This is a genomic window from Aquipseudomonas alcaligenes NBRC 14159, from assembly GCF_000467105.1.
GTDB classification, from domain to species: Bacteria; Pseudomonadota; Gammaproteobacteria; order Pseudomonadales; family Pseudomonadaceae; genus Aquipseudomonas; species Aquipseudomonas alcaligenes.
The window spans coordinates 1-11,466 of sequence record NZ_BATI01000064.1; the positions used below are offsets into that span (position 1 = coordinate 1).

The 11,466-nt window shown below is 63.8% G+C and carries 9 protein-coding genes; 4 read left to right on the top strand and 5 right to left on the bottom strand.

Annotated elements, in window-relative coordinates; genetic code table 11:
* The first annotated feature begins 351 nt into the window (after window positions 1-351).
* The gene (locus PA6_RS21475; protein ID WP_021703100.1) at window positions 352-1,482 is read left to right on the top strand and encodes a thiolase family protein; all 1,131 of its coding nucleotides are present in this window, start codon (window positions 352-354) and stop codon (window positions 1,480-1,482) included.
* 95 nt (window positions 1,483-1,577) lie between these two features.
* Window positions 1,578-2,138 carry a TetR/AcrR family transcriptional regulator gene (locus tag PA6_RS21480; protein ID WP_021703101.1) on the top strand — a complete coding sequence of 187 codons (561 nt, stop codon included), beginning with the start codon at window positions 1,578-1,580 and terminating at the stop codon, window positions 2,136-2,138.
* Between the two features lie 70 nt (window positions 2,139-2,208).
* Here PA6_RS21480 and PA6_RS21485 read toward each other — a convergent pair whose 3' ends face one another.
* The 4 genes from PA6_RS21485 to PA6_RS21500 form a co-directional block, all read right to left on the bottom strand.
* Entirely contained in the window at window positions 2,209-3,000 is a 792-nt protein-coding gene (locus PA6_RS21485; RefSeq protein WP_021703102.1) for an SDR family NAD(P)-dependent oxidoreductase, read from the bottom strand.
* 123 nt (window positions 3,001-3,123) lie between these two features.
* Entirely contained in the window at window positions 3,124-4,356 is a 1,233-nt protein-coding gene (locus PA6_RS21490) for an MFS transporter (RefSeq protein WP_021703103.1), read from the bottom strand.
* An 87-nt stretch (window positions 4,357-4,443) separates the two neighbouring features.
* On the bottom strand, window positions 4,444-5,166 hold the full coding sequence (locus PA6_RS21495; protein WP_021703104.1) for a TrmH family RNA methyltransferase: 723 nt from the start codon (window positions 5,164-5,166) through the stop codon (window positions 4,444-4,446).
* Complete coding sequence (locus PA6_RS21500; RefSeq protein ID WP_021703105.1) at window positions 5,166-6,779, bottom strand: NAD(P)/FAD-dependent oxidoreductase; 1,614 nt, start codon at window positions 6,777-6,779, stop codon at window positions 5,166-5,168. Before PA6_RS21500 ends, PA6_RS21495 begins: the two co-directional genes overlap by 1 nt.
* A 211-nt stretch (window positions 6,780-6,990) precedes the next feature.
* Between PA6_RS21500 and rlmE the strand changes: the two genes are divergently transcribed.
* Window positions 6,991-7,611, top strand: coding sequence for a 23S rRNA (uridine(2552)-2'-O)-methyltransferase RlmE (gene rlmE / locus PA6_RS21505; protein WP_021703106.1), 621 nt, complete (start codon window positions 6,991-6,993; stop codon window positions 7,609-7,611).
* A 199-nt stretch (window positions 7,612-7,810) separates the two neighbouring features.
* A complete protein-coding gene (locus PA6_RS21510) occupies window positions 7,811-8,320 on the top strand; it encodes a ProQ/FinO family protein (RefSeq protein ID WP_021703107.1) in 510 nt (169 codons plus the stop codon).
* Between the two features lie 201 nt (window positions 8,321-8,521).
* Here PA6_RS21510 and PA6_RS21515 read toward each other — a convergent pair.
* The coding region (locus PA6_RS21515) for a type I restriction endonuclease subunit R (RefSeq protein WP_021703108.1) at window positions 8,522-11,466 on the bottom strand (2,945 nt) is incomplete at its 5' end.

An 11,466-nucleotide genomic window follows, 5' to 3' on the forward strand; every position in this document is an offset into this window, starting at 1 on the left:
CGAGATGACTGCACCGGAAGAGGCGCGCATTATAAGGGCCCTGAACGGGCCGTCAACTGCTTTCGGAAAATATTCCTGAGCATCTCCTCTAACTATGTATAGAAGGCAATACCTGAACCTGCAGCCCATCAGCTTCACACGCCGCGTGCGCCCCCAGGACGGAGCCTCTGCCAATGAGATGACCCAGCACACAGGCGCTCCGCTTATCCCCATAAACATCCAGCCAACCGCTCACGCCAGCCAACGACCCCCGGTACCACAAGCATTGAATTACAGCTAGCATTCAATAAGACAATAGGATTACGATCGACATATTGAAGAATCCCCACAGACCACCCCAGGACGCTCTCTATGACCTCCATCGTGATCGCCGGCTACACCCGCTCCCCCTTCCACTTCGCCAAGAAAGGTGGCCTGATCAACCTGCGCCCCGATGACCTGGCGGCCCAAGTATTGAAGGGCCTGGTCAACAAGCTCGATCTCGCCCCCAGCCAGCTGGAGGACGTGATCATGGGTTGCGCCTACCCGGAGGCCGAACAGGGCATGAACATCGCCCGCATCGCCAGCTTCCGCGCCGGCTTCCCCGAGACCCTCGGCGGCGCCACGGTCAACCGCTTCTGCGGCTCCTCCATGACCTCGGTGCACTTCGCCGCCGGGCAGATCATGCTCGGCGCTGGCGAGGCCTTCCTCTGCGCCGGTGTGGAATCCATGACCCGCGTACCCATGGGTGGCTTCAATATCTCCCCCAACCCCAGCCTGATGAGCAGCTTCCCGCAGGTCTACATGGCCATGGGGCATACCGCCGAGGAAGTCGCCAAGCGCTATGCCATCGGCCGCGAGGAGCAGGAAGCCATGGCCGTCGAGTCCCACACCAAGGCCGCGCGCGCCCGCGAGCTTGGCTACTTCAAGGACGAGATCCTCGCCGTGGAGACTCCGGACGGCGTGGTTAGCGAAGACGGCTGCATCCGCCCCGGCACCAGCCTCGAGGCCCTGGCCCAGCTCAAGCCGGCCTTCGGTGGCAGCGTCACTGCCGCCACCTCCTCCCCGCTCACCGACGGCAGCGCCGCCGTGCTGGTATGTACCGAGGAATTCGCGCGCAGCCGCGGCCTGGACATCCTGGCCCGCATCAAGGCCGTCGCCGTCGGCGGCTGCGCACCGGAGATAATGGGCATGGGCCCGGTAGTGGCGACTCGCAAGGTACTGGAACGTGCCGGCCTGAGCATCGCCGACATCGACTTGGTGGAGATCAACGAAGCCTTCGCTAGCCAGTCAATAGCCTGCGTCCGCGAACTGGGCCTGGACATGGCGCGGGTTAACCTGGATGGCGGTGCCCTTGCCCTCGGCCACCCGCTGGGTGCCACCGGTGCACGTATTACCGGCAAGGCCGCGTCGCTGCTTAAACGTACCGGCGGCCGCTACGCCATCGCCACCCAGTGCATCGCTGGTGGCCAGGGCGTTGCCACGCTGCTCGAGGCGGTTTGACCATCACGGGCGCGGCTCCTCGCCGCGCCCGCATCCCCTCCCCCAAGGTGTAAGATGAAGGTCAGCATTCCAATTCCTGCCTGGAACTGACCGCCATGCGCTATTCCGAAGACCATAAAGCCAAGACCCACCAACGCATCGTCGACGAGGCCGCCCTGCGCTTTCGCCGTGACGGCGTGCTGGCCACCGGGCTCCAGCCGCTGATGAAAGCCCTGGGCCTGACTCACGGCGGCTTCTATGCCCACTTCAAATCCAAGGACGACCTGGTTGAGCAGGCTCTGCAACAAAGCGCCGACCAGCTTTACGAGGGACTCAAGGAGCTGCAGCAGGACCCACAGCCCCTGCAGAGCCTGATCAAACGCTATCTGTCCGCTGCCCACTGCAAAGCGCCCGGCGCCGGCTGCCCGTTGCCGACCATTTCTGCCGAACTGGGCCAGCGCGGTCAGCCCAGCCCGGTCACCGATCAGATAGTGCGCGAGCGCCTGGCGATGATCGCCACACATCTGCCTGGGGAAGATACCGAGAAGCAGAGCGCACTCATCCTCTCAGCCATGGTCGGCGCCTTGGTACTGTCGCGCAGCGTCAGCGATCCGGAGCTGGCGGACCGGCTACGAACCGCCACCCGCGACCTGCTGCTGCAGGAGACCGAGGACTGATTCGACCGACGAGAATCGCACCCACCAAAAAGCCCCCGCAGTCTCCTGCGGGGGCTTTTTTCTTCTAGCCTCAGCGCTTGTAGCGCAGAGCCGCGTGATTGCGTGACAGATTCGGCCCCAGCGCGCTGCGGGCAGCAACGAAAGCCTGCCAGTCAGCGGTATCCGGCAGCGAGGGGATAGTGACCAGCTCCCCCTGATCGAAGCCAGCCAGCGCCGCATCAACCATCTCACCCACTTCCATGATCATCTCCGGCGGCAGTTGGCTGCCGTCCATACCGCTACGTTCCCAGATCTCGGTACGAGTCACACCCGGTAACACCGCCTGGACTCGCACCCCCTTACCGGCGAGCTCCCCATTCAGGGTCTGAGTCAGGCTCAGCACATAAGCCTTGGACGCGCTGTAAACGGCATTGAACATCTCCGGCGCCAAGGCCACCACCGAGGCCAGGTTAATGATGGCGCCACGCCCCCGCGTGGAGAACTGCGCGGCGGCCACTGCGGCAAGACGGGTCAGCGCCACTACGTTGAGCTGGATGAGAGTCTCAGCCAGATCCAGATCGGCCTCGGCCAGGGTGCCGTTAGTGGCGATGCCCGCGTTGTTCACCAGCAGACCGAGCTCGCCGTCGCTGCGCAGACGATCCTCCACTGCCTTCAGCTCAGTTTTGTCGCTCAGGTCCGCCTTCAGCACCTCGACCTTCACGCCATATTCCTGGCTCAGACGGCCGGCCATGGCCTCCAGGCGCTGAATGTCGCGAGCTACCAGCAGCAGATCGTGGCCCCGGCTCGCCAGGCGCTCCGCGTAAGTGGCACCGATACCTGCGGATGCTCCGGTGATCAACGCCTTACCCAATTGTTTGCTCATGTCTCGTCTCCGCAGAGGGAACCAGCCCAGCGCTGGATTACGCTCATCATATTATATGACAGGCATCATTCTGCAACTTCCTTCTGGCTATGACCGACAGGCCAAGGAGACTTAACGGGTATTTCAGGACTTGGGCGCCGCATCCTCGAAGCGGTCCACGCCACGCAGACTGCGGAAGCCCCACATCCAGCCACCGACCACACCGAGCGTACACAGGCTGCCCAGCACTGCCGCTGGCACCGCACCGAACCAGGCGGCGCTGCTGCCGGCGCGGAACTCGCCCAGCTCGTTGGAGGAGCCGATGAACAGCATGTTCACCGCATTCACCCGGCCGCGCATCACGTCCGGGGTGGAGAACTGGATTAGCGACGAGCGAATGTACATGCTCACCATATCCGCCCCGCCCGCCACCACCAGCGCGGCAAACGATAGCCAGAACAGGCTGGACAACGAAAACACAAGATTGGCCACACCGAACACCGCCACCGCGATGAACATGCTCATGCCCACATGGCGATTGAACGGACGCAGGCTCAGGTAGAAGCCGACCACCACCTCGCCGATGGCCATGGCACTGCGCAGGATGCCCAGGCCAGTCGGCCCCACCTGCAGCACCTCCTGGGCATATACCGGCAGCAACGCCACCACGCCGCCCAGCAGCACGGCGAACAGGTCCAGCGAAATGGTGCCGAGGATGATCGGCCGCGAGCGGATGAAGTGAATGCCCGCGGTAAAGCGCTTCCAGGCGGTGGCTTCCAGCGGTTTGCTGTCCTCGCGGTAACGCACCTGCACCAGGCTCAGCATCAACACGCCGGCAGCAAAGAACAGCAGACACAGCGAGTAGGTCAGTTCGCCGCCACCCAGCGCATAGAGCCCGCCGCCGATAACCGGACCGGAGATGGTCGAGGCGCGCACGATCATGCTGTTGGCGGCGATGGCCGCCGCCAGGCGCTCGCGCGGCACGATCTGCGGCAGCAGGCTGGACAGTGCCGGCCCGGTAAAGGCGCGAGCACAACCGTAGGCCACCAGCACGCCGTAGAACGCCTCGACCGGCCCGTGAACCAGCGACAGCCAGAGCAACACGCCGGCACATACCGCCTCCACCGCCCAACTCAGGCCGAGAATCCACTTGCGGTCGTAGCGATCGATCAGGTCGCCGGCCGGCAGCAACAGGAACAGCATCGGCAGAAACTGCGCCAGACCGACATAGGCCAGGCTCATCGGGTCGCGCGTCAGGTCATAGACCTGCCAGGCCACCACCACGGCCATGATCTGCACGGCAAACATGGCCAGCACGCGGGCAGCAAGGAACGGCAAAAAACCGGGCTGGCGATAGACGGAAGGTTCGGCGGACACGACACAAGTCCCGAGGCAGAAAGGAGGCTGCGCAATCTACTGGATGAAAAGCTGTCCAGGCAAACAGGTTGGCACCCCTGCCCCAGGCTAGCGGTTCAGCTCGTACACGCAGATATTCACGGTGGTAGCCAGGTTCAGTGATTCGATGGCGCCACAGCCGGCGATGGTGAACGGCCGCGCGCCCAGCGCGCCCAACTGCTCGCGGGGTACGCCACGGGCCTCGTTGCCGAACAGATAGCAATCGAAGTCGGCGAAGCCGGCGGACTGCAGCGGCTCGCCCTGCATATCCAGGCAGGCGATGCGCGGGAAGCGCTCCGGCAGCGCGCCCAGCTCGACATCCAGCTCCAGCGGCACATGGAAGATCGCGCCCATGCTGGAGCGCACCACCTTGGGATTGTAGGGATCGACGCTGCCAGGGCTGAGCAGGCAGCGCAGGCCGCCAAACCAGGCCAGCGTGCGCAAAATGGTGCCGAGATTGCCAGGGTCCTGCACCTCGTGCAGGTAGATGGCGCGTTCGCCCGCGGCGACCGGCGCGGCGCTCTCCAACATAGGCACCACAGCGATGATGCCCTGCGGCGTCTTGGTGTCGGAGATCTGCGCCATCTGCCGCTCGCCGATCACCTGGGTCTTGAACAGGCTTTGCCACTGTTCATGAGCCTCGGTGACATACAGCTGGCTACGCTGCAGCAGCGGGTTGTGCTGCGCCGCCTTCTGCAGTTCCAGCACCAGGTGCTCGCCCTCCACCAGGAAGTGGCCGAACTCGCCGCGGTACTTCTTCTGCTGCAGCTTCTTGATGTCGTCGAGCTTCATCAGTGGCCCGCCAGGATCGACTTGGCCACGGCCTCGGCGACCTTGATGCCATCCACTCCCGCCGAGAGGATGCCGCCGGCGTAACCGGCGCCCTCGCCGGCCGGATACAGGCCCTTGAGGTTGAGGCTCTGCAGGGTCTCGTTGTCGCGGGTGATGCGCACCGGCGACGAGGTACGGGTTTCGATGCCGGTCAGCACCGCGTCATCGCGGTCGAAGCCGCGGATCTGCTTGCCGAAAGCCGGCAGCGCCTCGCGAATCGCCTCGATGGCGTAGTCCGGCAGCGACGGCGCCAGGTCGCCCAGGCGCACGCCGGGTTTGTACGACGGCTCCACCTCGCCGAGCTCGCTGGACGGCGTGCCGCGGATGAAGTCACCGACCAGCTGCGCCGGCGCACAGTAGTCGCGTCCGCCCAGCTCGTAGGCACGCGATTCCAGATGCTCCTGGAACTCCACGCCGGCCAGCGGGCCACCGGGGAAATCCTGCTCCGGGTTGATGCCGACGACGATGCCCGAGTTGGCATTGCGCTCGTTGCGCGAGTACTGACTCATGCCGTTGGTAACCACGCGCTCCGGCTCGGAGGTGGCGGCCACCACCGTGCCGCCCGGGCACATGCAGAAGCTGTAAACCGCGCGACCGTTCTTGGCGTGATGCACCAGCTTGTAGTCAGCGGCGCCCAGCTCCGGGTGGCCGGCGTACTTGCCCAGGCGCGCCTGGTCAATCAGCGATTGCGGGTGCTCGATACGGAAGCCGATGGCGAAAGGCTTGGCCTCGATGAACACGCCCTGGCGATGCAGCATGCGGAAGGTATCGCGCGAGCTGTGGCCCAGCGCCAGCACCACATGGCGGCTGCGCAGGGTCTCGCCACTGGCCAGCACCACACCTTCGAGCTGGCCGTCATTGATCAGCAGGTCAGTCACCTTGCTCTCGAAACGCACTTCACCACCAAGGGCGATGATCTCCTCGCGCATGGCAGCCACCACGCCGGTCAGGCGGAAGGTACCGATGTGCGGCTTGCTCACGTACATGATCTCTTCCGGCGCGCCGGCACGGACGAACTCGTGCATCACCTTGCGCCCGTAGAACTTGGGGTCCTTGATCTGGCTGTACAGCTTGCCGTCGGAGAACAGCCCCGCCCCACCCTCGCCGAACTGCACGTTGGACTCAGGCGTCAGGGTCTTCTTGCGCCACAGCGCCCAGGTGTCCTTGGTACGCCGGCGCACATCCTTGCCACGCTCTAGCACGATCGGCTTGAAGCCCATCTGCGCCAGCAGCAGTGCGGCGAACAGGCCACAGGGGCCGAATCCCACCACGATGGGGCGCTCGCTCAGCCCGGCCGGCGCCTGGCCGACCGGGTAGTAATTCGTGTCCGGCGCCGGGCGCACGTGCGGGTCATCGGCGAAGCGCGCCAGCAGGGCCGCCTCGTCGCGCACTTCCAGGTCGATGATGTAGATGAACAGGATCACGCTGTTCTTCTTGCGCGCGTCATAGCTGCGCTTGAACACGGTGAAGTTCAGCAGGTCGGCGTCGGCGATGCCCAGGCGACGGACGATGGCCTGACGCAGTTCATCGGCGGCATGGTCGAGGGGCAGGGACAGTTCGGTGATGCGAATCATGGCGGTATCCTGGCCGGTGACTCCGGCAAAGGAGGCAATAGAAGGTAGGTAAGCGCGCAATTGTAGCCGCCGCCGCGCGCCTCTGTCAGGGCCGTGTGGCCTGCGGATTTAACCTGAGCGGCACTCTCGGCTTATAATCGCCGCCACTGCGCGCCCTGCCCCGCTCCAAGGCACCGCGCCTCTCATTCGCTTCTCCGTGCCTGGCCCCCTCATGAAACGCTCCAAAAGCAGCAGCCGCTGGCTGAACGAACACGTCAACGACCCTTACGTCAAACGCGCGCAGAAGGATGGCTACCGCTCGCGGGCCAGCTACAAGCTGCTCGAGCTGAATGAGAAGGACAAGCTGATCCGCCCCGGCATGCTGGTCATGGACCTGGGTTCGGCGCCCGGTGGCTGGTCGCAGGTGGCAGGCAAGATCGTCGGCGACAACGGCCGGGTCATCGCCAGCGACATCCTGCCGATGGACCCGCTGGACAATGTCGACTTCATCCAGGGTGACTTCACCGAAGACAGCGTGTTCCAGCAGATTCTCGCCAAGCTCGACGGTCGCCAGCCCGACCTGATCATCTCCGACATCGCCCCCAACATCAGCGGCGTCGCCGTCGCCGACCAGGCCGCCTCGATGTACCTGGTCGAGCTCACCCTCGACATGGTGCGCCAGGTGCTCAAGCCCGGCGGCAATTACGCGGTCAAGGTGTTCCAGGGCGAAGGCTCGGAAGCCTTCCTCAAGGACGTGCGCAGCTCGTTCGAGAAAGTCATGATCCGCAAGCCGGAAGCCTCGCGCCCGCGTTCGCGCGAGGTGTATCTGGTAGGCAAGGGCTTCAAGGGGTAAGACGGCGCAACAGTCGCCACTTTCGGCCGGAATCAGACGCTTGTCCTTGGGTCCGGCACCGCCACATGTCATGCTGCTGCATTGCTTGTCAGCATGCGCCGGGATTGCAGCGACACCTGTCGCCGCCCGACTAGCGTTCCAAAAAGCTGCGCGGGATGACCTCGCGCCGCGAATCAACCACGAGGCTGTGAACTGAACAATGGGTTTTGAGCAACTAGCTGAGCTACGCGACCGCCTGCGGGCTGAAAAAGAGCAGGTGAAGATCGATAGCCCGAAGCCGCGCAAACGGCAGCCCTCCCCGCAAAAGAGCCCTCGTGAGCAGGACCCTGCGGTGGAAGCCATCTGGCGCTTGCAGAAGCACTTCCCACTGGCCTTCCCGGTCAACCCGGCGCCCAAGGTTCCGCTCAAGGAAGGCATTCTCAAAGATGCCGAGCAACACCTGGAACTGCTTGGCATCACCAGTGAACAGCTCAAGCAGGGCATCGCCACCTGGTGCCGCGGCAGTCGATACTGGGCCAGCATGACCGAGAACGCACCGCGCCTGGACCTGAATGGCCAGCCGGCAGGCGTGGTAACCGCCAACCAGGCGCTGCATGCCAAGCAGCAGGCCAAGCGGCAGCGCGGACAGGCTCGACGAGCTCAGGCCAAGCCGAAAGCGGCTGCCCAGGCACCCGCCGCTGACGTAGTGGCAGAACAGGCCGAGGGCTAGCCCCTGGCGTGGGGTAGAGTCTTCAGCCACCAATAAAGCGGCTGCCCCCCCAGCTAAAGCCCCAAGTAGAAAAGCCCCTGGCCTCACGACCAGGGGCTTTTTGCTTTTCTCTGCCGGGCCAGGCGCTACGCACTCAAGCTTGTCGGCAACAACAGCGGGTGCAGGGCGATCTACAGCCCCCACATCGCCCGCTGACAGCACTCATAGACCGCGCAAATTGCTCTCATCGAGCCCCACAGCCGACTTCAGCATCTTCAGGATCACCAGCGCAAACGCACGGCTCTTGGTCTCGTTATCCAGCACTTCCAACGACATCTTTTCGTTGTCGGTCATGGCGTCCAGTACGGTATCGAGCACCCGTTTGGGGAACAGGCCATGCATCACCTGCTCGACCGAGTGGTTGTTGACCTGAGCCATCACATCTTCCTGGCGGCTGATGCGGTTGGCGATGCCGGTGAGGAACTGCAGCTGGTCTTCATCACTCACTTCGGCGCCGAAGATATCGTTCAGCGCCTCGATGATTTCCGATAGCCGCTTCTTCTCCGGGTCATGGGGCTTGCCGCTGCCCAACCCCGTGGCCGGATCGAGACCGTAGTCGCCTTGCTCCTCGCTCAAGCGCAGCTGATGCTCGGCGCGCTTGGTCAGGCGGTAGTGGGTAAGTTGCAGCTCGCCCACGTCCACGTCTTCCTGATCGAGGCGATCCACGCGTAGCAGCGGGTGCAGGTGCTTGGCGTACACGCACAGCTGCTCCAGCTCGCGATCCTCATAGGGAATGATCTGCGAGAGGAACTCGTACAGGCGCACAAAGCTCTGCAGGTTCTTCTTGAACAGGTCGAGCTGATCCACCTGCTCGCCGGCTTCCTTCACGGCTGCTTCGGCCTTTTTAAGCCCCGCGCTGTCGCCGTTTTGCTCGGCGGTACGCTTGAACTCCAGCGCCTGTTGGCGTGATTCCTGGGCCAGGATGTAGCGCTTGGCAAAGCGTTCCTTGGCCGGCGCGCAGTAGTAGCTGAGTTTGCTGGCTGCGGCTTTCGGGTCGAAGAAGGCCAGCGCGAACGCCGTCACTTCCTCCCAGTGGTAAATGCCCTCGGCATCCAGTTTCTTCTGCAGGTCATAGATGAGCTGCGGGTCGGTTACGTCGGTCAGCTCGGCCTTGGTGTAGTACGGCAGGAAGGCGTCGAGAATGTCCTGGGGATCGTTGAAGAAGTCGAGGATGAAGGTTGGCTTGCTGTCGCCAAAGGTGCGGTTCAGGCGCGACAGGGTTTGCACGCAGTCCACGCCCTGCAGCTTCTTGTCCACGTACATGGCGCACAGCTTGGGCTGATCGAAGCCGGTCTGGTACTTGTTGGCGGCGATCATCACGTTGAAGTCCTGGGTGTCGAAGGCCTCCGCCAGGTCACGCCCGTTCAGGCCGGGGTTGAGCAGGCTGCTGCTTTCGGTCACTTCTTCGGGGATCACTCCATCCGGTAGCACGCTGCCGGAGAAGGCCACCAGAGGGTGCACATCCGTGTAGCCCATCTGCTTCACATAGGCCTGCACCGCCAGCTGATAGCGCACCGCCTCCTGCCGGCTGCTGGTGACCACCATGGCCTTGGCCTGGCCGCCCAGCAGGTGGCGGATATTGGCGCGGAAGTGCTCGACGATCACCTCCACCTTCTGGCTGATGTTGTACGGATGCAGGCGCACCCAGCGCGCCAGCTTCATGCGCGCCTTTTTCGAGTCCACTTCCTCGTCGTCGCCGTCCGGGTGGGCGATCTTCCAGGCGGTGCTGTAGGTGGTGTAGTTCTGCAGCACATCGAGGATGAAGCCTTCCTCGATGGCCTGGCGCATGGAGTAAAGGTGGAACGCCTCGGGCTTGTTGTCGGCGCTCGCCGGCAGCGCCGGATTGGCCGGGCGACCGAATAGCTCCAGCGTCTTGGCCTTGGGCGTGGCGGTAAAGGCGTAATAGCTGATGCGCTCGTTGGGCGCGCGGGCGGCCACGGCGGCGTCCAGCAGCTCTTCGGCGCTGATCTCCTCAGCCTCCGGCGCATCGCTGCCGAGAATCTGCTTGAGCTTGCTGGCAGACGATCCGGTCTGTGAGGAATGCGCCTCGTCGGCGATCACCGCGTAGCGGCCGCTGGCCAGCTTGGGGTACTTGTCCAGGGCATCGAACAGCGCCGGGAAGGTCTGGATGGTGACGATGATGATGCGCGTCTGCTCGGCCAGCGCCTCGGCCAGTTGCTCGGATTTGCTCTGGCTGCCGATATCGCGGGTGATGCACTTGACCACCCCCTGGGCGTGCTCGAACTGGTAGATGGTGTCCTGCAGCTGCTTGTCCAGCACTGTGCGGTCGGTAATCACGATCACCGAGTTGAACAGCCGCTGGCCCTCGGCATCGTAAAGAGAGGCCAGTTGATGCGCCGTCCAGGCAATCGAGTTGGACTTACCCGAGCCGGCGCTGTGCTGGATCAGGTAACGCTTGCCCGGCCCCTCATTGCGAGTGGTCTCGATCAGTTTGTTGACCACTTCCCACTGGTGGTAGCGCGGGAAGATCAGGGTTTCTTTGGTGACGCGGTTGCCTTCAGCGTCTTCCTTCACACTCTGCTGCAGGTGCAGGAAGCGGCCAAGCACCTTGAGCCAGGCATCCGGCTGGAACAGGCGCTGCCACAGGTAGCCGGTGGCGTACTGGCTGTCGTCCGGCGCAGGCGGGTTGCCGGCGCCGCCGTCGAGGCTACCGAGGTTGAACGGCAGGAAGAAGGTGTCCTTGCCGGCCAGCTTGGTGGTCATCGCCACCTCATCCTGGCTCACCGCAAAGTGCACCAGCGCGCCACGTTTGAAGGTAAGCAGCGGCTCGGGCTTGCGCGTCAGCGGGTCTTTTACCGGGCGGTCGTAGCGGTACTGGCGCTTGGCGTTTTCCACGCTCTGCTTGAACTCGCTTTTCAGCTCCAGCGTGGCGACGGGGATGCCGTTGACGAACAGCACCAGATCCAGACGCGGGTTGTACTCACCTTCACGGCAATGCGGCGAGTAAGACACCTCCTGCACCACGCGCAGACGGTTGCACTGGTAACGCTTGAGGGTGTCCGGGTTCATGCCGTGGTCGGGCTTAAAGCTGCACACCTCGACCTTCACTCCCGGCAGCTTGAAGCCGTGGCGCAGCACATCCAGGG

Coding starts and splice junctions, on each gene's coding strand:
- PA6_RS21475 (WP_021703100.1), top strand. CDS start 352: ATGACCTCCATCGTGATCGCCGGCTACACCCGCTCCCCCTTCCACTTC.
- PA6_RS21480 (WP_021703101.1), top strand. CDS start 1,578: ATGCGCTATTCCGAAGACCATAAAGCCAAGACCCACCAACGCATCGTC.
- PA6_RS21485 (WP_021703102.1), bottom strand. CDS start 3,000: ATGAGCAAACAATTGGGTAAGGCGTTGATCACCGGAGCATCCGCAGGT.
- PA6_RS21495 (WP_021703104.1), bottom strand. CDS start 5,166: ATGAAGCTCGACGACATCAAGAAGCTGCAGCAGAAGAAGTACCGCGGC.
- PA6_RS21500 (WP_021703105.1), bottom strand. CDS start 6,779: ATGATTCGCATCACCGAACTGTCCCTGCCCCTCGACCATGCCGCCGAT.
- rlmE (WP_021703106.1), top strand. CDS start 6,991: ATGAAACGCTCCAAAAGCAGCAGCCGCTGGCTGAACGAACACGTCAAC.
- PA6_RS21510 (WP_021703107.1), top strand. CDS start 7,811: ATGGGTTTTGAGCAACTAGCTGAGCTACGCGACCGCCTGCGGGCTGAA.